The organism is Microbacterium sp. NPDC097977, from assembly GCF_040302605.1.
In the GTDB taxonomy this organism is placed as follows: Bacteria; Actinomycetota; Actinomycetes; order Actinomycetales; family Microbacteriaceae; genus Microbacterium.
The window spans coordinates 32534-53619 of sequence record NZ_JBEOUR010000014.1 but is presented as its reverse complement, the minus strand read 5'-3'; the positions used below and the strand labels follow the sequence as shown (position 1 = coordinate 53619).

The 21086-nt window shown below is 68.5% G+C and carries 23 protein-coding genes, 1 tRNA gene and 1 pseudogene; 13 read left to right on the top strand and 12 right to left on the bottom strand.

The window, feature by feature from the left end:
• The 3 genes and pseudogenes from ABTZ43_RS05555 to ABTZ43_RS05545 form a co-directional block, all read right to left on the bottom strand.
• Positions 1–200, bottom strand: a pseudogene (locus tag ABTZ43_RS05555) (copper resistance protein CopC); the annotation flags it as partial.
• A 119-nt stretch (positions 201–319) separates the two neighbouring features.
• Complete coding sequence (locus ABTZ43_RS05550) at positions 320–925, bottom strand: hypothetical protein (RefSeq protein ID WP_350538109.1); 606 nt, start codon at positions 923–925, stop codon at positions 320–322.
• A gap of 78 nt (positions 926–1003) precedes the next feature.
• A complete protein-coding gene (locus ABTZ43_RS05545) occupies positions 1004–2107 on the bottom strand; it encodes an AI-2E family transporter (protein ID WP_253386279.1) in 1104 nt (367 codons plus the stop codon).
• Positions 2108–2360: 253 nt separating this feature from the next.
• Between ABTZ43_RS05545 and ABTZ43_RS05540 the strand changes: the two genes are divergently transcribed.
• A complete protein-coding gene (locus ABTZ43_RS05540; RefSeq protein ID WP_350538108.1) occupies positions 2361–2603 on the top strand; it encodes a PLDc N-terminal domain-containing protein in 243 nt (80 codons plus the stop codon).
• A gap of 57 nt (positions 2604–2660) precedes the next feature.
• Here the strand turns inward: ABTZ43_RS05540 and ABTZ43_RS05535 are convergent, their stop codons facing one another.
• Together ABTZ43_RS05535 and ABTZ43_RS05530 are read right to left on the bottom strand one after the other, a co-directional pair.
• On the bottom strand, positions 2661–3101 hold the full coding sequence (locus ABTZ43_RS05535) for a ribosomal maturation YjgA family protein (protein WP_350538107.1): 441 nt from the start codon (positions 3099–3101) through the stop codon (positions 2661–2663).
• A gap of 103 nt (positions 3102–3204) precedes the next feature.
• A tRNA-Ala gene (locus ABTZ43_RS05530) sits at positions 3205–3277 on the bottom strand.
• A gap of 133 nt (positions 3278–3410) precedes the next feature.
• Here ABTZ43_RS05530 and ABTZ43_RS05525 point away from each other — a divergent pair.
• The 5 genes from ABTZ43_RS05525 to ABTZ43_RS05505 all read left to right on the top strand — a co-directional run bounded on the left by ABTZ43_RS05525 (position 3411) and on the right by ABTZ43_RS05505 (position 7807).
• Positions 3411–4475 (top strand): NAD(P)-binding domain-containing protein, encoded by a 1065-nt coding sequence (locus ABTZ43_RS05525; protein WP_350538106.1) that lies wholly within the window; start codon positions 3411–3413, stop codon positions 4473–4475.
• A 61-nt stretch (positions 4476–4536) separates the two neighbouring features.
• On the top strand, positions 4537–5328 hold the full coding sequence (locus ABTZ43_RS05520) for a hypothetical protein (protein ID WP_350538105.1): 792 nt from the start codon (positions 4537–4539) through the stop codon (positions 5326–5328).
• Positions 5325–5852, top strand: coding sequence for a hypothetical protein (locus tag ABTZ43_RS05515; RefSeq protein ID WP_056418319.1), 528 nt, complete (start codon positions 5325–5327; stop codon positions 5850–5852). The genes ABTZ43_RS05520 and ABTZ43_RS05515 overlap by 4 nt, the downstream gene beginning before the upstream one ends.
• A gap of 45 nt (positions 5853–5897) precedes the next feature.
• Positions 5898–6554, top strand: a complete 657-nt coding sequence (locus tag ABTZ43_RS05510; RefSeq protein ID WP_056418315.1) for an SDR family oxidoreductase — start codon at positions 5898–5900, stop codon at positions 6552–6554.
• Between the two features lie 23 nt (positions 6555–6577).
• Positions 6578–7807 carry a glycoside hydrolase family 3 N-terminal domain-containing protein gene (locus tag ABTZ43_RS05505; RefSeq protein WP_350538104.1) on the top strand — a complete coding sequence of 410 codons (1230 nt, stop codon included), beginning with the start codon at positions 6578–6580 and terminating at the stop codon, positions 7805–7807.
• A gap of 6 nt (positions 7808–7813) precedes the next feature.
• Here ABTZ43_RS05505 and ABTZ43_RS05500 read toward each other — a convergent pair whose 3' ends face one another.
• The 3 genes from ABTZ43_RS05500 to ABTZ43_RS05490 are packed head-to-tail and all read right to left on the bottom strand — an operon-like array spanning position 7814 to position 10395.
• On the bottom strand, positions 7814–8683 hold the full coding sequence (locus tag ABTZ43_RS05500; RefSeq protein ID WP_350538103.1) for a 3-methyladenine DNA glycosylase: 870 nt from the start codon (positions 8681–8683) through the stop codon (positions 7814–7816).
• A gap of 1 nt (position 8684) precedes the next feature.
• Positions 8685–9710: an App1 family protein phosphatidate phosphatase gene (locus ABTZ43_RS05495; RefSeq protein WP_350538102.1), complete on the bottom strand. Its 1026-nt coding sequence runs from the start codon at positions 9708–9710 to the stop codon at positions 8685–8687.
• A gap of 4 nt (positions 9711–9714) precedes the next feature.
• The gene (locus tag ABTZ43_RS05490; RefSeq protein ID WP_056418310.1) at positions 9715–10395 is read right to left on the bottom strand and encodes a DedA family protein; all 681 of its coding nucleotides are present in this window, start codon (positions 10393–10395) and stop codon (positions 9715–9717) included.
• A gap of 41 nt (positions 10396–10436) precedes the next feature.
• Between ABTZ43_RS05490 and ABTZ43_RS05485 the strand changes: the two genes are divergently transcribed.
• The 3 genes from ABTZ43_RS05485 to ABTZ43_RS05475 all read left to right on the top strand — a co-directional run bounded on the left by ABTZ43_RS05485 (position 10437) and on the right by ABTZ43_RS05475 (position 15093).
• Positions 10437–11762 (top strand): anthranilate synthase component I family protein, encoded by a 1326-nt coding sequence (locus ABTZ43_RS05485; RefSeq protein ID WP_350538101.1) that lies wholly within the window; start codon positions 10437–10439, stop codon positions 11760–11762.
• Between the two features lie 33 nt (positions 11763–11795).
• Positions 11796–14372, top strand: coding sequence for a leucine--tRNA ligase (gene leuS, locus ABTZ43_RS05480; protein WP_253386654.1), 2577 nt, complete (start codon positions 11796–11798; stop codon positions 14370–14372).
• 121 nt (positions 14373–14493) lie between these two features.
• Complete coding sequence (locus tag ABTZ43_RS05475; protein ID WP_350538100.1) at positions 14494–15093, top strand: ComEA family DNA-binding protein; 600 nt, start codon at positions 14494–14496, stop codon at positions 15091–15093.
• A 63-nt stretch (positions 15094–15156) separates the two neighbouring features.
• Here ABTZ43_RS05475 and ABTZ43_RS05470 read toward each other — a convergent pair whose 3' ends face one another.
• Both ABTZ43_RS05470 and ABTZ43_RS05465 read right to left on the bottom strand, forming a co-directional pair.
• Entirely contained in the window at positions 15157–15528 is a 372-nt protein-coding gene (locus ABTZ43_RS05470) for a nuclear transport factor 2 family protein (RefSeq protein ID WP_350538099.1), read from the bottom strand.
• Positions 15529–15706: 178 nt separating this feature from the next.
• Positions 15707–15922, bottom strand: a complete 216-nt coding sequence (locus ABTZ43_RS05465; protein WP_045254627.1) for a hypothetical protein — start codon at positions 15920–15922, stop codon at positions 15707–15709.
• A gap of 217 nt (positions 15923–16139) precedes the next feature.
• Between ABTZ43_RS05465 and ABTZ43_RS05460 the strand changes: the two genes are divergently transcribed.
• Positions 16140–17507 carry a D-alanyl-D-alanine carboxypeptidase family protein gene (locus ABTZ43_RS05460; protein ID WP_350538098.1) on the top strand — a complete coding sequence of 456 codons (1368 nt, stop codon included), beginning with the start codon at positions 16140–16142 and terminating at the stop codon, positions 17505–17507.
• A 57-nt stretch (positions 17508–17564) separates the two neighbouring features.
• Here the strand turns inward: ABTZ43_RS05460 and ABTZ43_RS05455 are convergent, their stop codons facing one another.
• Positions 17565–18554 carry a hypothetical protein gene (locus tag ABTZ43_RS05455; protein ID WP_350538097.1) on the bottom strand — a complete coding sequence of 330 codons (990 nt, stop codon included), beginning with the start codon at positions 18552–18554 and terminating at the stop codon, positions 17565–17567.
• Here ABTZ43_RS05455 and ABTZ43_RS05450 point away from each other — a divergent pair.
• Positions 18526–19167: an HIT family protein gene (locus tag ABTZ43_RS05450; RefSeq protein ID WP_350538096.1), complete on the top strand. Its 642-nt coding sequence runs from the start codon at positions 18526–18528 to the stop codon at positions 19165–19167. The two genes, ABTZ43_RS05455 and ABTZ43_RS05450, sit on opposite strands and share 29 nt — an antisense overlap.
• 49 nt (positions 19168–19216) lie before the next feature.
• The gene (locus ABTZ43_RS05445) at positions 19217–19513 is read left to right on the top strand and encodes a hypothetical protein (RefSeq protein ID WP_350538095.1); all 297 of its coding nucleotides are present in this window, start codon (positions 19217–19219) and stop codon (positions 19511–19513) included.
• Positions 19514–19639: 126 nt separating this feature from the next.
• Here ABTZ43_RS05445 and ABTZ43_RS05440 read toward each other — a convergent pair whose 3' ends face one another.
• Positions 19640–20263 (bottom strand): hypothetical protein, encoded by a 624-nt coding sequence (locus ABTZ43_RS05440; protein ID WP_350538094.1) that lies wholly within the window; start codon positions 20261–20263, stop codon positions 19640–19642.
• A 60-nt stretch (positions 20264–20323) separates the two neighbouring features.
• Between ABTZ43_RS05440 and ABTZ43_RS05435 the strand changes: the two genes are divergently transcribed.
• Positions 20324–21061 carry a hypothetical protein gene (locus tag ABTZ43_RS05435; RefSeq protein ID WP_350538093.1) on the top strand — a complete coding sequence of 246 codons (738 nt, stop codon included), beginning with the start codon at positions 20324–20326 and terminating at the stop codon, positions 21059–21061.
• Positions 21062–21086 lie beyond the last annotated feature (25 nt).

Genomic DNA, 21086 nt, shown 5'->3' with positions numbered 1-21086 from the left:
GCGCCGGTCAGTTCGGAATCCAGCACGAGCAGTTCGCCCGAGAAGGTCATGGAGACGGTCGAGGGTGCGGACGCGAGCTGTTCCCCGTCGCCGGGGGTGCTCGAGACGAGTTGGTCGTGGGCGGACGCGGGGACGGCCGACGCGAGCACCGCGACGGCGGCCAGCGCCAGCCCCACCGCAGATCTGCGGAGAGGGGACATGGGAGAGGGAGACCTTTCGACGGACGTCGATCATCGACGTCGTTCCTGCGTGCAGCGCCGTGAGCGCAGGGGCGCACGGCGAGGACGCGCGTCGGGGCCCTTGGGGCCGCGCGCGCGGATCAGATCGCAGGGACCGCCGGAGGGGCGCGGCCTCGAAGGGTCGTGAGGTGGACGGGGGCGGATGCGCGCTGGAGAAGGAACTCTCCGCGAGTCCGGACGAGAGCGGGAAGCGCGGGGCGGACGAGCGCGGCGTCGAGCCGACGCCGCATCCATCGCACGGCCTGCCCGGACAGCGCGTGCAGGGCGAGGATCAGGCGTTCGCCCCGGTGCAGGGCGAGAACGGTCACCAGGGCGGCGATGCCGTGGCCGATCCACATGCTGCCATCGGCGACGACGGCCTCAGAGATGCCGGGACCTGTGGGGATCACGATCGGCCCGCCGTGCACGTGGGGCGCTGAGACACCCGACGGCGCGACGGTGCCGAGCACGAACAGCACGTGGAAGAGGAACTGGCTCAGGGCGACCGACAGGCTCATGCGAGTCAGCGAGAGGCGGCGTCCCGCGAGCAGGACGCAGATCATCACGGAGAGCAGCCAGGGCACGACGATTCCCAGAGCTCCGGGCATCGCTCCGCCGCCGGTGAGGTGACCGGCGAGAGCGATGAAGATCGCCAGCGACGACGCAGCGAAGCCGCGGACGACGGCGGGCTTCCTGGACTCGGTCACCCGTCAAGTCTGGCATGAGTCAGACGGGTCTCCGAGCAGTCCGCGTCACAGCCGGTGGGGGCCCGACGCGACGCGGGGTCAGACCTGTTCGGGCCGCTTCTTGCGGAACGGCTTGGCGGGCGTGTTCTCGCCGTCCCACACCGTGATGATGCCCCACGCGACCGCGGCGATCGGCACCGACAGGACGGCGCCGACGATCCCTCCGAGGATCGTGCCGGTGGTCAGGGCGAGCAGGATGACGAGGGCGTGCAGCTTGAGCGACCGCGCCATCACGACCGGCTGCAGGAAGTTGCCCTCGAGCTGGTTGACCAGCACGACGATGCCGATGACGATGAGCGCGGCCAGCGGACCGTGCGTGACGAGGGCGACCAGGGCCGCGAGGATGCCGGCGGCCGTCGCACCCACGAGCGGGATGAACGCTGTGAGGAACACGATCACGGCGAGCGGGAGCGCCAGCGGGATCTGCAGGATCGCGAGCCCGATTCCGATGCCGAGGGCGTCCGCCGCGGCGACGATCGAGGTCCCGCGGATGTAGCCGCCGAACACGTCGACGGTCTTGTCGCCGATGCGACGGGCACGCTCGTAGCTGGCACCGGTGAACGGGCGCAGCAGGAACTCCCAGATGCGCGGGCCGTCTTTGAGGAAGAAGAACAGCACGACGATCATCAGGGCGAGCCCGGTGAAGAAGCTCGCGGTCGCGGAGACGCCGGCGAGCGCCCCGCGTCCGAACGAGGCACTGGTGAGGAAATCACCGGCACCGGCCCAGACATCGTCGAGGTCGATCGACGCGAAATCGAAGGGGAGGGTGTTCAGCCATGACGTCACCTGGGCGATGCCGTCGCTGGCGGAATCGACCAGGTCGTCCCACTGGGAGCGCACGGTGAGAACGATCACCCAGACGACGCCGCCCAGCACCACGATGATGCCGATCAGCGCGATCCAGGTCGCGAGGATCGAGGGGACGCCGCGCCGGCGCATGAAGGCGACGAGCGGATGGATCGCACACGCCAGGATCAGGGCGATGGTCACCGGGATGAAGACGAGGGACAGCTGCGTGATGACCAGCACACCCACGGCGACGAGCGCGAGCACGGCGAGCGTCTGCAGGCTCCTCGTCGCAGCGAGGCCGAGACCGCGCGACCAGAGCCCGGGCTCGGTGCGGGGCACCGTGCTGTCGATCATCGTCTCAGCGCGTCGAAACAGTCCCAGCACCCGTAGCCTCCAGTGGTCGAAGAGCCGCCAAGGAGATCAAGGACGGCCTCGCCTTTCTATCCAGGACGACCGCAGATAGCAAGTCCCTAGCGCTGGGGACAGGACTTGGGGAACGGTTCCGGTAGCGTTCTCAGCGATGGCTGGCGATAACACCTAGATCTGACCCCGAGCGGGCCCGCTCCAGCGTGAGTCATGCCCGAGCAGCCCGAGCCTACGGAGAATCATGAACCCGCTTATTCCGACATTCACTGACGGGATCGTCATGGCCGCCCTGGTGGCCGGTTTTGCCCTGGCCATCTTCGCGTTCGTGTCGCTCATTCGGACTAGGGGTCTCTCAGCGCTCCAGGTCCTCCTGTGGTCTTTCGCAATCCTTGTGGTTCCCTTCTTGGGCCCGGGCGCGTGGTTCCTCGTTGATGCTCGCCACTCGGAGTCTCGTTCCCGCCGACGCGGGGCCGTTCAGGACTAGCGGTATCAGGGGACGCATCAGGGCAGGGAGACCTGATGGCCAGGGGCTCTGTGCATCTCACGGAGCCGTCTCTGTGGGGCGGGAACTAGCTCCGTAGCCAGCGCGCCAGAGCACCGTGTCGTAGCCGGCCGCAGCGGCCGCGCCCACTGCGTACGCGACCAGGTCGAGCGGGTCGAACCCGACTCCGAGAACCAGCCGAATGGGCCAGAAGGTATCCGCCCAGGTCGTTGGCACTCCGGTCAGCTGGAACAGTTCGATGGCCGCGCAGATGGCGAACGCGACGACGGCGATGACCGCGATCTTCGTTCGTGGAAAAGCGATCGCGACGATGAGGTAGATCAGCGCGGCGTACAGCGCGTCGCCAGCCAGACCGCCCCACCACGTCCCGCCGGCCTGCGTAAACACGACGAGCCCCGCAACGACAACCAAGAGAACATCCACCAGAAGGCGCAGGCGGCGGGAACGAGTGTCGATCGTCCGCGCCTCACCCGAGTTCATCTCCTCACCTTAGGTCAGGAGACGAGGCATGTCGGGAGCTGCGGTGCCGCTGCGAAACCGTGGAAGAACACAAAAAACCCGCGATCTCTCGCGGGTTTCGATGTGGACCTGGGGGGACTCGAACCCCCGACCCCCTGCATGCCATGCAGGTGCGCTACCAGCTGCGCCACAGGCCCAGAACTGCTTCCGAACTGCTCGAAGCAACTTGAACAGAGTACTACACGGATCGCGCGCAGCACCAATCGGGCGGCGGCTCCCGGGCGCGTCGTCGCGCGGAACACTCCGGGTCCCGCGCGCGTTGTCATCGTCGTGAGCATCCTGGACAGTCTCGTGATCGGCGCAGGTCAAGCCGGCCTCTCGTCATCGTTCCATCTGACCCGTCTGGGGGTCTCGCATGTGGTGCTCGACTCCGACGATGAGCCGGGGGGAGCCTGGCGGCACCGGTGGGATGCGCTGACGATGCGGGACGTGCACGGCGTGGCCGAGCTCCCGGGCGACACACCCCCGCCGCGTGATAGCCAGCGCGCGAACATGGCGGTTCCGGCATACTTCGCCGCGTATGAGCGCGCGCATCGTCTTCCGGTCGTGCGCCCGGTGCGGGTGGATCGTGTCGAGGACGACGGCGGCATCCTCCTGGTGCGCGCGGGGGAGCTCGAGTGGCGCACACGCACCCTGGTGAACGCGACGGGCACCTGGACGCATCCGTTCATCCCGCACTATTCCGGCATGGAGACGTTCCTCGGGGATCAGCTGCACACGGTCGACTATCCGGGCCCGCAGCACTTCATCGGCAAACGGGTGCTGGTGGTCGGCGGCGGCGCGTCCGCGGTGCAGTTCCTCGGAGCCCTCGCTCCGCTCACCGACACGCTGTGGGTCACCCGGTCGGAACCGGTGTGGCGCAGCGATGACTTCACCCCGGAGGCGGGGGCAGCGGCCGTCGCCCTCGTCGAGCAGCGTGTCGCGCAGGGGCTCCCACCCCGCAGCGTGGTCAGTGTGACGGGGCTGATGCTGCGCCCGCAGGAGCGCGAGGCGGAGCGCCTCGGTGCCTATGCCGCGCGTCGGCCGATGTTCCAGAGCGTCGAGCCTGATGGGGTGCGGTGGGCGGACGGATCCTTCGAGCCGGTGGACGCGATTCTGTGGGCGACGGGATTCCGACCGGCGATCTCGCATCTCGCGCCCCTGCATCTGCGCAGCGCCGCCGGCGGCATCCAGCTCGATCGACATGGCCGTGGCACCACCGCGGTGCGGGATCCTCGGATCCAACTCGTCGGCTACGGCCCCTCGGCGAGCACCATCGGGGCGAATCGCGCGGGGCGCTCGGCGGCGACGGGCGTGCAGCGCGCGCTGGCTGCGGCGCCCGTCCGCACCGTGTGAGTCGGCGGGATCCCGCCCGTCCGCACCGTGTGAGTCGATGCATGATCGCTACGCTGATGGCATGATCCGCATCGTCGTCCTGGTCATCTGGCTGCTGCTGTCGGCATGGCTCGTCATCTGGACCGGCGAAGGGCTCTTCGGCATAGATCAGCGGGACTCGATCCTGCCGTTCTCCGGCGAGGACACCCTGGGCGGGCCGATCATCATCGGGGTCGCCTGGGGACTGATCCTCACCTTCGGCGGGACGATGTCGGGTCTCGGTCGCCGCCGGAGGGTCCGAGGAGAGTCGCAGATAGGCGTGGGCCGGATCGTCGAGATCACCCGAACCGGCCTGACCGTCAACGACATCCCGCAGTACGACCTGTTCGTCCGGGTCACCCCGACGGCGGGGGAGGATTTCGTCGGACAGCTGCGGATGCTGGTCGACCCCGGTGATCTCGCCTCTCTCCAGATCGGACAGCCGATCCCCGTGAAGTACAGCCTCACCGACCAGGACACCGTCGAACTCGCCGACGTCACCGATGCGGCTGTTCGGGACGCACTGCTGCAGTGGCGGATCGATCGCGGTCTCATCGACCCTCGCCTGGTGAGAGCGCGGACGACGGGAACGCAGGTGCCTGCGTCCGTGCTGGCGGTGCGCCCGACCGGACGCCGCCTCGAGGGACAGAGCGAACTCGAGCTCACGGTCCTCATGGCACCGGAGGGCGCCTCGACGTGGGAGGCCGACACGACGGTGTTCGCGTACCCCGAGGCGATCTCGCGGTTCCAGGTCGGCTCGCCGATCTGGGCCTTCTACCGCCGCGAGGATCCGAAGACCGTGGCCGTGACGATCGAGAAGGAGGCCGGACGATGAACATCCTCGACACCCTCATCTGGCTGATCAACTTCCCCGCGTCGCACGGGTACGCGATGGTGTTCATCGCAGGCTTCTCGATCCTCGGACTCTTCGCCATGTCCGCGGGCGGTGCGGCTCCCGGCGCGTCGCTGCGGCGGGTCCGCGAGCGCGAAGGGCTGCTCCACGGCGACGTCGCCACGCGCGGGAAGGCGGTGGGCGCTGTGCGGCGCCTCGTGTTCCGGGTGCTCGCCGTCGTCATGCTGGCGAACCTCGTGATCGGCATCCTCAGCCTCACGGGGGTGCCGATCACGCGCGCCTACATCCACGAGCACGGTCAGCCGACGACCGGCACCGTCGACGGCGACTGGGTGACGTTCACGACCCCGAGCGGCGTGGAGTACACGATCGAGAGCAACTTCTTCACGCCGGCCGTGTACCCGGATCGCGATGCCTACCTGCCCTCTGGCGAGCCGGTCGTGGTCCGCTACCTCCCGGGGCACCCGCAGGCCTTCGTCATCGACAGTTCGCAGGGTCCTCGCTGAGCGCACCCCCGAGCCGGTCTCGGCAGAGGCGCGTAGGGTGAAAGCATGTCGCGAATCATCGTTTTCGGCGGCCACGGCCGCATCGCACTCCTGCTCGCCCCTCTTCTCGTCGCCCGCGGCGATGAGGTCACATCCGTGATCCGCAACCCCGATCACGTCGAGGAGGTCGAGCAGACCGGCGCTCGCGCGCTCGTCGCCGATGTCGAGACCCTCGACACCACGGCGCTCTCCGACATCATCCGCGGGCACGACGCCGTCGTCTGGTCAGCGGGCGCCGGCGGAGGATCCGCAGAGCGCACGTACGCCGTCGACCGCGATGCGGCGATCCGCACCATGGACGCCGCAGGCGAGGCCGATGTCGCGCGCTACGTCATGGTGTCGTGGATCGGCTCGAAGGCCGACCACGGAGTACCGGAGGACGACGGGTTCTTCGCCTACGCCGACGCGAAGTGGGCGGCGGACGAGCATCTGCGCGGCACCGCCCTCGAGGGCACGATCCTCGGACCGGGCACGCTCACCTTCGATGCGCCGACCGGTCGTATCGTTCTCGATCCCGAGGGGCACGGCGAGGTGTCCCGGGCAGACGTCGCGGCGGTGATCGCCGAGGTCGTCGGCAACCCGTCTACCATCGGCCGCACGATCCGCTTCGGCAACGGCCAGGCCGACGCGGCCCTGCCGATCGCCGACGCGCTCCACGCCTGAGCACGGTGCCGCGACGGCGGGCCGTGGCCGTCGCCACGGCCGTGATCATGGGACTGTGCCTGTCGGCGTCGGCCCACGGGGCTGTCGTCGGCGAGGGCGTCTCGACGCGCACTCCTCCGAACAACGAGGGGTCGACGGCCGAAGGGCTGACGGCCGAAGGGCTGACGGCCGAAGGGCCGACGACCGGGGTGTCCGACGGGCCGCAGCACCGAGCCGCCGCTCTCGTCGAGCAGATGTCGACCGACGAGCAGGCGGCGAGCATCGTGATGGGACACATCCCGACCACGGACACGGCCGCTCTGCGGCAGTACATGTCGCAGGGGCTCGGCGGTTTCATCCTGATGGGTGCGAACATCCCCGACGACGGCACAGCGCTCACGACCATCACGGATGCGCTCACCGTCGACCCCGAGCTGCCGCCTCTCGTCGCCGTCGACCAGGAGGGCGGGATCGTCTCGCGTCTGCCCGGTGACACCTACCCGGCCTCGACGACGCTCAAGACGTCTCCCGTCGCCGAGACGTCGGCGGCGTTCTCCGCGCGCGCCGCACTCGTCGCCGACGCCGGGATCTCCGTCGATTTCGGCACGGTCGCCGATGTCACCGCCGACCCCGGGTCGTTCATCTTCGGACGCGCGCTGGGCACGGACCCGCAGTCAGCGGCTGATCGCGTCGCGGCAGCGACCACGGCGCAGGAGTCGCTCATCGCGTCGACGCTGAAGCATTTTCCCGGACACGGTGCCGCGCCGGGCGACTCACACCACGCCATCCCCGAGACGGCGAAGACTCTCGAGGAGTGGCGGGCGAGCGACGCGGTCCCCTTCGTCGCGGGGGTGGATGCCGGCGCATCCGTGCTGATGTTCGGGCACCTCGCGTACACGGCGGTCGATCCGGCCCCCGCCTCGCTGTCGGCGCGGTGGCACGAGATCGCACGCGAGGAGCTCGGCTTCGAGGGTGTCATCGTCACCGATGATCTGGGCATGCTGCAATCGTCGGGGATCGCCGAGTACGCCGATCCGGTGGCGAACGCCGTCACCGCGGTCTCCGCCGGGACGGACCTGGTCTTGATGATCGCCGGATCCACCGCCGACACCGCGGGGCAGATCACCGCAGGGCTCAGCGCGGCCGTCGACGCGGGAACGCTGCCGGAAGCGCGCCTGGCGGAGGCGGCCACGAGGGTCATGACCCTGCGGCTCCAGTCGACCGCGGCGAGCGCCGAGTGGGCGCTGTGTCCTGACTGCGAGCCCGCGGGCTGAGACCGCTCAGACGTGCGCGGCGACGGGCGTGCCGAGCCAGGCGTCGAGAAGGTCGACACGCAACCGCGTTCCCCGCTCGGCGAAGCCGCGCTGCTGGCGGACGTACTCGGCCTTGCCCTCGGCGGTCTCGATCGGCACCGGGACGACGTCCCATGCCGACAGGTCGTAGGGCGCGGCCTGCATGTCGAGGAGCCTGATGTCCCTCGCCAGCTCGAAGGCGTCGAGCAGGAGCTCACCCGGCACGAGGGGGCCCAGCTTCAGCGCCCACTTGTACAGATCCATGCCGGCGTGCAGGCATCCGGGCTGCTCGAACAGCGACTGGTCGTCACGCGTCAGAGGCGAGCGATTGCGGGGCACGGCCTCGGGGGTGAAGAACCGGAAAGCGTCGAAGTGCGTGCAGCGGAGGTCGTGCGCCTCGACGACACGATCGGTTCCGGCCTGGCCGAGACGCAGAGCGACGGCGTGCCGGTGCTCGTCTGCGCGGTACACCATCGCCCACTCGTGCAGTCCGAAGCAGCCGAACTGCCCGGGGCGTGAGGCGGTGCGGCGCAGCATCCGCTCGATGAGGCCCGCCAGGTCCGACTTCTCATGGGCGAAGAGCGCCGCGTCGGGCGTCACACCCTCGGGGGTGGATCCTTCGGTGTACCAGCGCCAGGACCGGCGTTCCGGAGCATCCTCGAGCTCGACGCCGGCGCCCGGATGCCAGCGGCGCAGCTGTGCCGGCTTGTAGCTGTAGTAGGTGAAGAGGAAGTCCCAGACCGGATGCTTCTCGCGCCGCGACGCGCGCTCGCGGTGTGCTGCGGTGAGTGCGTCCGCCCGGGCCTGGTGCTCGTGCTCGCGCTCCAGCCAGACGTGGCGGGGGAGGGAGGCGCTCATGTCAGCGGAGGATGCCGGCTTCGCCGAGCAGGTCGCGGAGTCCTGCACCGTCTTCGGCGCTGACCCAGGGAGCGACGTCCTCGGAGTGCGGCTCGCGACCTGCCCGACCACCGGCGAGCACGGCCTCGGCCGGCAGCAGTCGACGGATCGCGACGCCGGCGACGGAGGTGGGGTGCTCCTCCATGAACTCGGAGTAGATCGCCTCGTCGTGCTGACCGTCGTCTCCGATGAGCAACCACTTCACATGGGGGAACTCCGTGGCGAGTCGACGGAGGTTGGTCAGCTTGTGCTCGCGACCGCTGCGGAACCACCGGTCGTGCGTGGGCCCCCAGTCGGTGAGGAGCATGGATCCGGCGGGGAACAGGTGGCGACCGAGGAAGCGCCGCAATGTCGGAGCCACGTTCCAGGCGCCCGTGGAGAGGTAGACCATCGGAGCGCCGGGGTGCTCGCGCAGCACCTGGTCGAGGAGCACGGCCATGCCGGGGACCGGGAGACGTGCGTGTTCGTCGACGACGAAGGAGTTCCAGGCGGCGATGAAGGGGCGGGGGAGGGCCGTCACCATGACCGTGTCATCGACGTCCGACACGACACCGAAGTGCGTGGACGCCGACACGATGAACGCGGTCGCCTCGACGGCATCCCCGCCCTCCACCGAGAAGGTGAAGTTCTGCCATCCCGGTTCGAGATCCGCGTGCACGACCGAGTCGATCACACCGCCCCGATCCGCGACGACGTCATGATCGGAATCCCCGATCCGCACGGTGACCTTCGCGAAGCTCACCGGGATGCCGACGAAGCTGCGCCACCCGCGCACACTCGCCAGCTCGCCGTCCTTGGTGCTGCGTGCGGGCGGAACGATGAGAACCCGACCGACGACACGCACCCAACCGGGTCCGCCGTAGCCGGGGAACGCGAGGATGGTCGCCGTGCGACCGCGGCGGCGCGCTCGTCCTTCCCGCCATACGTGGAGGCGGTGTTCGAGACGCGCGAACCAGTGGATCCGGGGCGTCTGGGGTGACGAAGCCATTGCTTCAGTCTTTCACGTCGGTCGCCTCGTCCGCGCCCTCCGCATCGGAGATGTCGAGGTGACGGGCCTCGAGACGGGAGAGCACCTTCTTGCCGATGAACACCGCGAGGAGGAACAGGGCGATGATGCCCACGAAGATGTACCCCGCGTAGTGCACACGGTCCGCGAGTTCATCGAAGCTCCCCGCTGCGAGAGAGGTGATGCTGACGTAGGCGGTCGCCCACAGCAGGCAGGCGGGGGCCGTCCATGCGAGGAAGCGGCGGTAGGAGTAGTGGCTCATCCCGACGGTGAGGGGGACCAGCGAATGCAGCACGGGGAGGAAGCGCGACAGGAAGATCGCGATGCCGCCCCGTCGTGCCAGATACCGCTCGGCGCGTACCCAGTTCTCCTCGCCGACCCGTCGCCCCACCCAGGAGGCGCGGATGTGCGGACCGATCCATCGACCGAGCCAGAAGCCGATGCTCTCGCCGATCAGCGCGCCGACCACGACCGCAAGGACCATGGCGATGCCCTGGGGGACGGTGGTGATGCCGATGGAGGCGACGAGGACCACCGTGTCGCCGGGGAAGATCAGACCGATCAGCACGCTCGTCTCGAGGAGCACGGCGACACCGGCGATCAGTGTGCGGGCGATCGGATCGATCGACCTCATGAAGTCGATCAACCACGGTACGAGCTCGTCCACTCCTCGAGAGTACGGGAGTCGCCGCGGCCTAGGCTGAGAACGTGCCCGAACGTCTGAGCGCCCGCATCCTCTCCGCCGAGGTCGAGCCCCTCGCGCTCTTCCTCGCGCTCGAGGCGCGAGGGGCAGACCTGTTCTGGCTCGACGCGGGCGCCGACGCCGTCGAGGGATGGAGCTTCATCGGAACGGGCGAGCGCTGTGGGTTCCCCGCCGGTGTTCCCCTCGCCGGCGCACCCGTCGCCGAGCCCGATCACCCGCCGCTGCGCGGAGGCTGGGTCGGCTGGCAGGACTACGAGACCGGCGCGAGCGCCGCCGGTGCGCCGGTGTCCGGTGAGGTCGGCCGTGCCGACGGGGCGTGGCTGCAGGTGACTCGTCTCGTCGCCTTCGACCACAGGACCGGTCGCACCTGGGTCTCCGCGCCTCGGAACGATCTCGCCGAGTGGGCGGACGAGGTCGCCCGGATGGCGGACAGCAGGTCGCCCGTCACGGAGGTCGCACCGCCCTCGGATGCCCCGAGGATCGCCGACGCGCGGCACACGCCCGAAGAGTACGCGGTGCTGATCGAACGCTGCCGCGATCTCATCCGACAGGGCATCGCCTACCAGCTCTGCCTCACGACGCGCTTCACCGTCGAGGGCGCACACGACGCGGCATCCGCGTACCGTCGACTCCGCTCGGCGACCCCCGCGCACCACGGCGGTTTCGTGCGGATCGGGGGGCGGGCGCTCCTCAGCGCGAGCCCGGAGCAGTTCCTGCACGCCGAGGGCGGGGTGATCCGCACCCGGCCGATCAAAGGCACCAGGCCGCGTGGCCAGGATGCGGAGTCCGATGCCGCGCTCGCCGCAGAACTCGCCGTCGACGCGAAGGAGCGCGCGGAGAACGTGATGATCGTCGACCTGATGCGCAACGACCTCTCGCGAGTGTGCGTTCCCGGGTCGATCCGTGTCGATGCGCTGTGGGAGGTCGAGACCTACCCGGCCGTGCACCAGCTGGTCAGCACGGTCAGCGGCACGGCTGCCGAGGGGGTGACTGTCGGGGACCTCTTCGCGGCGGCCTTCCCGGCCGGCAGCATGACGGGGGCGCCGAAACTGTCGGCGATGACGCGTCTGCACGACCTCGAGGCCGGCCCGCGCGGTGTCTATGCGGGATGCTTCGGATACATCGGCGACGACGGCGGGCTCGACCTGGCGATGGTCATCCGCAGCATCGTCGTCGACGGCGATCGCGCCGTGGTCGGAGCCGGCGGCGGGATCACCTGGGGATCCGTCGCCGCCCGGGAGGTCGGGGAGGTGGCGACCAAAGCCCGCGCACCCCTTGCTGCTCTCGGTGCGGAAACGCCCGCGGCCTGGGCTTCCGATATCCTGAGCTGATCCCCTTTTCCCATCAGATTGGTCGTGCGTTCGTTGTCTGAGAACCTGTCCACCTCTCCCGTCGACGAGGAGACCTCCTCGGCGCACGCTATCCAGGCCAAGTGGCAGAAGTACTGGGCGGAGAACGAGACGTTCCTCACCGGCGGCGACGACGACACGCGGCCACGCCGCTACGTGCTGGCGATGTTCCCGTACCCGTCCGGCGACCTGCACATGGGGCACGCCGAGAACTACCTGTACTCCGACATCGTGGCCCGGTTCTGGCGTCACCGCGGGCACAACGTCCTCAACCCCATCGGGTGGGACTCCTTCGGTCTGCCTGCCGAGAACGCGGCGATCCGTCAGGGGGCGGACCCGCGCGAATGGACGTACCAGAACATCGCCCAGCAGAAGCAGGCGTTCCGGAACTACGGTGTCTCGTTCGACTGGTCCCGCGTGCTGCACACCTCGGATCCCGAGTACTACCGCTGGAACCAGTGGCTGTTCCTGAAGCTGCACGAGCGCGGCCTCGCCTACCGCAAGAAGAGCGCCGTGAACTGGTGCCCGAACGACCAGACCGTGCTGGCGAACGAGCAGGTCGTCGACGGGCGCTGCGATCGCTGCGGTGCGGAGGTCGTGAAGAAGAAGCTGACGCAGTGGTACTTCAAGATCACCGATTACGCCGACCGACTGCTCGACGACCTGAACCAGCTCGAGGGGTTCTGGCCGCACAAGGTGCTGCAGATGCAGCGCAACTGGATCGGGCGCTCCATCGGCGCTGACGTCGACTTCCGCATCGAGGGACGCGACGAGCCCGTCACCGTGTTCTCCACGCGCCCCGACACGCTGCACGGAGCGACGTTCTTCGTGGTCGCCCCCGACTCCGATCTGGCGAGCGAGATCGCGGCCGATGCGCCCGACGAGGTGCGCGCGCGCTTCCAGAAGTACCTCGCCGACGTGCAGAAGACCACCGACGTCGACCGGCAGGCGACCGATCGCCCCAAGACCGGCGTGTTCCTGGAGCGCTACGCCATCAACCCGGTCAACGGCGAGAAGCTGCCGGTCTGGGCGGCCGACTACGTGCTGGCCGACTACGGCCACGGCGCGGTGATGGCCGTGCCTGCTCACGATCAGCGCGACCTCGACTTCGCCCGCGCCTTCGATCTGCCCGTCAAGGTCGTCGTGGACACCACGGCCCCCATCACCGGTGCGATGCCGGTCATCGAGGTCGATGACGAGGGCGTGCCGATCGACACCGGCGCGGCGCTCGACGAGCAGAACCCGGCATCCACCGGCATCGCCCTCACGGGCGAGGGTCGGATGATCAACTCCGGCGCGCTCAACGGCCTCTCGAAGCGCAACGCGATCGCCCGCGCGATCGAGCAGCTCGAGTCCACCGGCACGGGTCGTGCAGCGAAGAACTACCGTCTGCGCGACTGGCTGATCTCGCGTCAGCGTTTCTGGGGCACGCCCATCCCGATGCTGCACGCCGAGGACGGCCGGATCATCCCGGTCCCCGAGGACCAGCTCCCGGTGAAGCTGCCCAGCGTAGAGGGTCTCGACCTGAAGCCGAAGGGATCGTCGCCGCTGGGTGCGGCGGAGAGCTGGGTGCGCACGGTCGACGCCGAGAGCGGGGATCCCGTGCTGCGTGATCCCGACACCATGGACACGTTCGTGGACAGCTCGTGGTACTTCCTGCGCTTCCTCTCTCCCCACAGCGAGACCGTGGCGTTCGACCCGAAGCAGGCGGCACGCTGGTCGCCGGTCGACTCCTACATCGGCGGTGTCGAGCACGCCATCCTGCACCTGCTCTACGCGCGCTTCATCACCAAGGTGCTGTTCGACATGGGCCTGATCGACTTCACGGAGCCGTTCTCGAACCTCATCAACCAGGGCATGGTCCTGCTCGACGGCGCGAAGATGTCGAAGAGCAAGGGAAACCTGGTGCTGTTCGAGGAGGAGCTCGACGCGTACGGCGCCGATGCGCTGCGTGTGGGTCTCGCGTTCGCAGGCCCCGTGGAGGACGACAAGGACTGGGCCGACGTCTCGACCACGGGTGCACAGAAGTTCCTGGCACGCGCGCTGCGCATCGCCAACGAAGTCTCGAGCCCGGTCGATGTGGTCTTCGCCGGCGGCGACGCCGCCCTGCGACGCGCCACGCACAAGCTGCTCTCCGAAGCTCCGTCCCTGGTCGAGCAGACCAAGTTCAACGTGCTCGTCGCGCGTCTGATGGAGCTCGCGAACATCACCCGCAAGACCATCGACGGTGCGGCAGGCGCGGCCGATCCGGCGGTCCGCGAAGCGGCAGAGACCCTCGCCGTGATGCTCGACCTCATCGCCCCGCACACGGCGGAGGAGATGTGGGAGATCCTCGGACATGAGCCCTCGGTCGGTCTCGTCACCTGGCGCTCCGCCGACCCCGCGCTCCTCGTCGAGGACACGGTGACGGCGGTCGTGCAGGTGGGTGGCAAGGTGCGTGCTCAGCTCGAGGTGCCCGCCCGCATCGGAGAGGCGGACCTCGAAGCGCTCGCCCGTGCGGACGAGCGCGTCATCCGCTCGATCGGCGATCGCGAGATCGTCAAGGTCGTCGTCCGTGCGCCGAAGATCGTCAGCATCGTCGTCAAGGGCTGACCCGCCGGGGGACATCCTCTTTCGGACTCTCGTTCTGCACATCCGGCCGCTCTCCGTGTATTCCTCACGCAGAGCGGCCGGATGCGTCAGGGGTGGCCGCCCGCGCCCCTAGCGTTGCGGGATGTCAGATCCGCCCGCCGCGACGCCTCATCCTCGGGCGCTGCGCCTGAGTGTGGGCGCCGCGCTCGTCGTCGCGCTCGTCGTGCTCTCCGTCGCGGTGGGGCTCGGGCTGATGCGCGGGCAGGCGCCTCCGACCGAATCGGTGCCGCTGGCGACGGATGCCGCGATCGACGCCGGTTCCTCGGGCGAGCTGTACGTCCATGTGCTCGGCGCCGTGGAGGTTCCCGGACTCTACGTGCTCGATGTCGATTCGCGTCTCGTCGACGCGATCGCCGCGGCAGGAGGAACGACCGACGCCGCCGACCTGGCGGCGGTGAATCTCGCCAGGGTGCTCTCCGACGGGGAGCAGATCGTCGTTCCGGCCATCGGCGCGACGGGGGCTGAGCCGGGCGCGACCAGCCCCGATGACGGTCTCGTCGATCTGAACGCTGCCGATCAGGCCGCGTTGGAGACCCTGCCGCGGATCGGCCCCGCGCTGGCCGAACGGATCATCGCCTGGCGGGAGGACAACGGCCGATTCCAGTCCGTCGACGACCTGCTCGCCGTCCCCGGCATCGGCGAGAAGCTCCTCGCGGGCATTCGAGACGGGGTGAGGGTGTGATGCGCGAACCGCCGCCGACCGCTCGGCGACGGGGGTGGCGAGAGGACGGCGGGCGGCGGGGGCCTACAGGGTGGATTCCAGGTGCCACACCTTCGCGACGATCTGCCACCCGTGCGGTCCATCGACGAAAGAGAGCTGATCCACGAAGATGCTGTCGATCACCCGCAGTCGCACGTGCACGACTGCTGCGGCATCCGAGAGCCAGTCGATCGAGAGCACCTCCTCCTCGCGCGCCTGGCCGATCGACGCCGGAGATGCCCGGTTCTCGACGACGTGCCGCCAGGCGGGATACGGATCGACCGTCACCACACCCTCATCGACATCGAACAGCGAACTCGCGGGGTGGAACACCTGGTCGAGCAGCGTCACATCGCAGTCGTGGATGCCGCGGAAGTAGACGTCCACGGCGTGATCGAGTTCTTCGGATCGGCGCATTTTCCGATCATGGCATCGGAGCCGGCGTCGCGAGCGCCGGCGGTCGACCTCTGGCAGATTTCGCCGCGATCTTGTCCGTCAGACGTGCGTCGACGCGCAATTCGCGGGTCAGAATGCCGTGAGCCATCGGCAACTCCTGCGTCGAGGCGGCAGAGCGGTTGCGGGCGTCTGATGGTCTTTAGCGAGGAAGGCTGCCGGGGCCGTGGATGGTGCCCGTCGCGGGGTCGACCCAGTTGCCGGATCCTGTCATCCGGTGCCAGCGCTTGTGGAATGCGAGATCGGTGTCTTCCGCGTCGATGACGGTCGCACCGCACAGGTCGCAGATGCGCAGGATGACGGTGTCGCCTGTCGTGGTCGTGACAGAGATCGAGCCGGACGGGAATGCGATGCCCATCGTGTTCCTCCTCGGTTCGCAACCCGCCGTGCGGCCGGGTTTCGCGATAGCCACCAGAGTAGGGGATGGGCGTGACGGCATCGTCGTCACCCGTCATCGCCCGCCGCGCGTCGGGCTTTGTCCCCCGAACGGCCGATACCCGAGGCCGCGCGGATGCGCGATGATGGCCTTTTCGGACGATTGCGAGCGACAGGTGGGGCGCGATGAGGGGCTCTCTATGACGGCGCGTGATCAGCCGGTGGATGATCTGTCCGACTTCGCGGACCTCATGACGCACGAGCAGGAGTTCGCCGGGGATCCGATCGATCCCGGCGTTCGCCGGGGACGCCGCCGGCGAGGGCTCATCGTCACCGCCGTCTGCCTGGTGCTGTTGCTGGCTGTCACCGGCGGCTACGTCGGGTGGGCGCTGACGGCGCCGGTGGATGCCACCGCGGTGTCGACCCGATTCCCCCCAGTGCCCGTCAGTGATCCGGTCGCTCCCGTCACATCGACCGCTGCCGCGTCGGCGATCAGCGTCGCCGGCGCTGACGCCTATCTCGGCGAGACGGCGAGCGGGACCTGGGCGGCGACGGGGACGGGGGAGCCGCTTCCGATCGCGAGCATCACCAAGCTCATCACCGCTCTCGTCATCCTCGAGAAGGTGCCGCTCGCCGATGCGTACGATCCGGGGCCGACCATCACGTTCGACAAGGCCGACCACGACCTCTACGACGCGTACTACGTGCAGGGCGCGACGATCGCCCCCATGCCGACGGGTACGTCGATGTCGCTGCACGACGCCCTGGCCGTCATGCTCGTGCCCTCCGCGAGCAACTACGCCGAGGCACTGTCATCACGGATCTTCGGATCGCAGACCGCGTTCCTCGGCGCCACCCGAGACTGGCTCGCGACCCACGGGCTCACCGGGACGACGGTCACGGAACCCACGGGCATCAGTCCGAGCAACACGAGCACTCCTGCCGACCTGCTGGCCATCGCGAAGATCGCCGCGGCACATCCGGTGATCGCGCGGATCGTCGCGAAACCGTCGGTCTCGGTCCCCGGCGGCGGTCAGCTCGTCAACACCAACGCCCTCCTCGGCACCGCCGGAATCACCGGGCTGAAGACCGGGAACCTCGGCGAGGGCAGGCACAACCTGCTCTACACGGCGACCCTGGATGTCGGCGCGGTCGATCCGCTCGAGGTCACCGGCGTCATCCTGGGGGAGTTGTCACGAGCCTCGCTGAACGCCGCCGTGATCGCGGCGCTCGACGGCATCCGCTCCGGCTTTCACGACGTGTTCGTCGCGGAGGAGGGCCAGGAGGTGGGATCCCTGTCGACCCCCTGGGGGTCGACCGCAACGCTCGTCCTGGGCGAGGGCGCGTCGATCCTCACGTGGTCGGACACGCCCATCGAGATGACGACCGATATCGGTCGCCCCGTCACGTACCGCGACGGAGAGGTCGTGGGGACCATCACCTGGACGGCCGGCCCCAACACCGTCACCGCTCCCGTGGTGATCAAGGGCCGCATCGACCCGCCCACCGAGTGGTGGCGGCTCACTCACCCGTTCGAGCTCGGAGCCACGACGGATGCGGGGGAGTGAGGTCGCTGCACCAGAGTGATCGATCGTCGTCGGCGGTCAGGAAGTGCGGCGGCAGGCCTACTGTGCAGGCACACACGCCGAGGTGATCGTCAGGCGCACGAACCCGTCGATGCTCGTCGTATCGCGCATGGTCAAGCGGGCGACCGGGCCAGTCTCGCTGTATCGGATGTCCTCCTGCATCGCCCTGTCCGGCTCATACCCCGCGTCGTCCCAGACACCGAGGATCTGAGCGACCGACGTCGCGTTGTCATCCGTGCGGAGCTCGAGATCGACGTGATGCTGCACGCCTGATCCATCGACACAGGGAACGAGACTGCGCTCCGCTGTCGACGCGTCGATCGGGGTGCCTGACGCATCGACGGGTGTCCCTGCCGCGGCGGCGAGCGAGTCGTCGAGAAGCTGATCGATCGCCGCGCCCACCGACGTCGGGGTGAGAACCTCGGTCGGCGTCGTCGGCTCCGTGGACCCCGGCGGAGTGTCCAGGCTGGTGGGCGCATACCCGCAGCTCGGCACGCGATCTACGATCGCGGGGAGCGAAAGCGTGGCGGTAGGGCCCCCGCGATCCACGCCGTATTCGATGGTCAGGGTGCCGTCCGTCGTCGTGACGGTGTAGTCGCCCTCGGCGAACGGCTCATGGGCGTCGTCCCCCGAGGTGCGGCCCATCGGTGAGGCGATGAACAGACCCTCCTGCTGGTAGACCGTCCCCTTCGACCCGAGGAGGAGCGTGCGTTCGACGACGACGTATCCGGTGTCGCACCCGCCCTCGACCAGTGTCGTCCTGGAGACGTCGATGCTGAAGAGTGTGAAGACCCCCGCTCCGAGGACGGTGACCACCGCCCCGAGGAGCCCGAGTATCTTGAACGGCAACATCCAGGTCGGCGATGAGACGCTCCACAGGCCCATCACCAGAGCGAGTGAGGCGACCAGCATCGACGCGCTGAGGATGGTCTGGTCGTCGAGGGGACCGAGGAGCACGGATGCAGCGCCTGCGGAGAGTCGATCGACGGTGATGACCGCGATGACGATCGCCGTTGCGCCTGCGAACAAGCCGCCGGCGATCCTGACCTGCCGTCGCTGGGGGTGGTCAGAGATCGGCGTCACGTGCGAAGCCTACGGCGAACCCCCGAGCATTTGCCGAGTCTCGTCTGCCAGCCGAAGGCGATCGCTTACGGTGGGAGCCATGTGGTGGTCGGAAGACGAATGGGCGGCGCTGGCAGCGGCGGAGCAGTGCGGTATGTGCGGTGACGCGCACCTGCCGGCGAACGATCACAGCGCCCTCGTCGTCACCACGGGAACCAGTCATGTGCGGCTCGCTCGCAATCAGCATCACGCCGGATACTGCCTGGTGATCCTGCGAGAACACGTCGTGAACATGACGGAACTGTCTCCGACGCACCTGTCCGCCTTCTGGGCGGACGTGCAGCGCGCGGCGCGCGCCATCGACGAAGTGTTCCGATCGAAGAAGATCGACTACCTCGTCATGGGCCACCGGATGCCACACCTGCACTGTCACCTGCTCCCTCAGCACGCGACGGATGATCCTCTCCGCAATGTGAACATCGCAGACGGCCCGACGTACCTCCCTCCGGATGCGTTCGATACTGCGCTCGCCGCACTCCAGCGGGCGTGGGCGTCGTCGGGATCTTCGACTGAGCTGTAGCAGCCGCCGAGGTGAGCACGTCCCGGGCGTGCTTGGTAGCGTCGATGTCATGTTCGTCGCAGGTGTGATCGCCGCTGTCCTCGGAGTCGTTCTCTTCCATGTCGCTCTGGGCAGGACTCTGCGAGCGAACGCAGCGGATCGGATCCCGATGGGGGGACGCACGAAGACGATCCCGCGCGGATCCGTCGCGATGCGTGCGGCAGGTGCAGGTCTGATCGTCCTCGGAGCGGGACTCATGAGTACCGGGGGTGTGCTCTGGGCTGTGATGGTCATTCTTGTCGGCCCGGTGGCAGCGATCATCGCGGTGGGCCTGCACAACCAGCGAGTGCGCCGGTCAGAAGGCTGAAGGTGCGCCGCCGGTAGGTATCCCGTAGATGTTTGCCTCGAGCATCGCTGACGTCGCCGTCTCGCGGTCATCGATAGCGTCTGGTGATGCTCCCGGCGATGATGCTCAGCGCGTGCGTCGGCGCCGTCAGGGAGAGCGATACACCTGGACGCTCTCAGGTCGCGATCGAGCCGCGAGGATGAGGGTGAGGATGCCGAGGCCCAATGTTGCGGCGAGCGATGTGAGCGTGCCGAACATGTGAAAGGGGTCCGCGAACGATTGAACGTTCTCCGGACGAGCCGTGACGAGGACCGCCTGAGATACGGCCCAGACGAGGGCCTGCATGCCCAGAACCCATGCTGGCGCCCAACGCCAGGGAGAAGGGACGGTATCGCTTCGCGCGATCTGCATCGCGGCGACCAGCCCCGCGGCCGTGGGGATGAACAAAGCGATGTAACCGTAGGTGGTCCACGCGCCGTCGTCCGGCGAGACGCCGGGGCCCATCGCCCGGGTGATCACGGAAGAGAGCAGGGGCCAGATCGCGACGATCGCCAACGCCGCCACCCCCAAGGGGCGGCGGGATACGACGCTGGCCTCACGTGATAGTCCCACCGCGAACAGCAACACGGATGCGGCGAAGAGCACATCCGTAACCAGCAGAATAGGGCCCGATCCGACGCGCCCGCCGGGGGGAAGGACGCCGAGGACGCCGCAGGCGATGAGACCCACGCCCGCGAGGATCCAGGTCCGTTGTCGAGTCCGCCTGCTCATGGATCCAGCGTAACGACGACGGCTCTCACTCTCCAAGATTCGCGCGGCGCCGAAGTGGACGTGGAGAAGGTCAACTCCGTCTGTCAGTATGACGTCATGTCCGGCGCACACAAGCTCGCTCCTGTACTCGTCGCACTGGCCGTGACGGCTGCTGCGCTCGCCGGGTGCACCGCCACCCCACCGAGCGCATCTCAGGCGCCCACGCCATCCGCTCCCGCGGCCGTCGCAGAGCCGGTGACCGAGGCTTCACCGGCGCCGGAATCGACCGAGTCGGAATCGATCGAGTCGGAAACCTGCTCCGGCATGTCCGAGGTCATCAGCCGCACCGGCGGTCTGTATTGGGCGCGAGAGGGGACGCTCCGGGACCTGGGTCCACGCGACTTCGCGGCGGGCGAGGTGACAGTCGATCAGGACGGCACCCCGTTGACGTATACGGTCGAGCCCGGCGACGTGGAGGCTGTGATCGCTGAACGGTTCTGCGCGTACCCCACCCTGGGCTCGATGAACCACGTACGCGTGATCCAGCCGGGGCAGGTGCTCTGGCTCACCCCCGACCCCGACAGTCCCTGGATTCCTTACTATGGCCCGAATGACGCGCCTGAGGGGTTCCTGCAGATTCCGTATCAGCAGGCGATCGAGTCCGCGGGCCGGGCGGTCGACGCCGGTGATGTGGATGCCGTGCGGGAGATGTGGAACGGCACCCTCAAAGGCATGTTCCTGGATCAGGAGACCATTGACGCGGTCCAGAAGGCGGTCGACTCCGGCGATCCCGACCAGCTTCGCCAGCTCTTCTCCTGATAGCTGGCTGCGGCGCAGTAGGCCT

Excerpts from the sequence above, each read along its gene's own strand:
- ABTZ43_RS05445 (WP_350538095.1), top strand. The coding sequence starts at position 19,217 with ATGTTCGTCGCAGGTGTGATCGCCGCTGTCCTCGGAGTCGTTCTCTTC.
- ABTZ43_RS05510 (WP_056418315.1), top strand. The coding sequence starts at position 5,898 with ATGTCGCGAATCATCGTTTTCGGCGGCCACGGCCGCATCGCACTCCTG.
- ABTZ43_RS05535 (WP_350538107.1), bottom strand. The coding sequence starts at position 3,101 with ATGAACTCGGGTGAGGCGCGGACGATCGACACTCGTTCCCGCCGCCTG.
- ABTZ43_RS05450 (WP_350538096.1), top strand. The coding sequence starts at position 18,526 with ATGACGATCGCCGTTGCGCCTGCGAACAAGCCGCCGGCGATCCTGACC.
- ABTZ43_RS05515 (WP_056418319.1), top strand. The coding sequence starts at position 5,325 with ATGAACATCCTCGACACCCTCATCTGGCTGATCAACTTCCCCGCGTCG.
- ABTZ43_RS05460 (WP_350538098.1), top strand. The coding sequence starts at position 16,140 with ATGACGGCGCGTGATCAGCCGGTGGATGATCTGTCCGACTTCGCGGAC.
- ABTZ43_RS05475 (WP_350538100.1), top strand. The coding sequence starts at position 14,494 with ATGTCAGATCCGCCCGCCGCGACGCCTCATCCTCGGGCGCTGCGCCTG.
- ABTZ43_RS05545 (WP_253386279.1), bottom strand. The coding sequence starts at position 2,107 with ATGATCGACAGCACGGTGCCCCGCACCGAGCCCGGGCTCTGGTCGCGC.
- ABTZ43_RS05500 (WP_350538103.1), bottom strand. The coding sequence starts at position 8,683 with ATGAGCGCCTCCCTCCCCCGCCACGTCTGGCTGGAGCGCGAGCACGAG.
- ABTZ43_RS05540 (WP_350538108.1), top strand. The coding sequence starts at position 2,361 with ATGAACCCGCTTATTCCGACATTCACTGACGGGATCGTCATGGCCGCC.
- ABTZ43_RS05520 (WP_350538105.1), top strand. The coding sequence starts at position 4,537 with ATGATCCGCATCGTCGTCCTGGTCATCTGGCTGCTGCTGTCGGCATGG.
- ABTZ43_RS05495 (WP_350538102.1), bottom strand. The coding sequence starts at position 9,710 with ATGGCTTCGTCACCCCAGACGCCCCGGATCCACTGGTTCGCGCGTCTC.
- ABTZ43_RS05470 (WP_350538099.1), bottom strand. The coding sequence starts at position 15,528 with ATGCGCCGATCCGAAGAACTCGATCACGCCGTGGACGTCTACTTCCGC.
- ABTZ43_RS05440 (WP_350538094.1), bottom strand. The coding sequence starts at position 20,263 with ATGAGCAGGCGGACTCGACAACGGACCTGGATCCTCGCGGGCGTGGGT.
- ABTZ43_RS05465 (WP_045254627.1), bottom strand. The coding sequence starts at position 15,922 with ATGGGCATCGCATTCCCGTCCGGCTCGATCTCTGTCACGACCACGACA.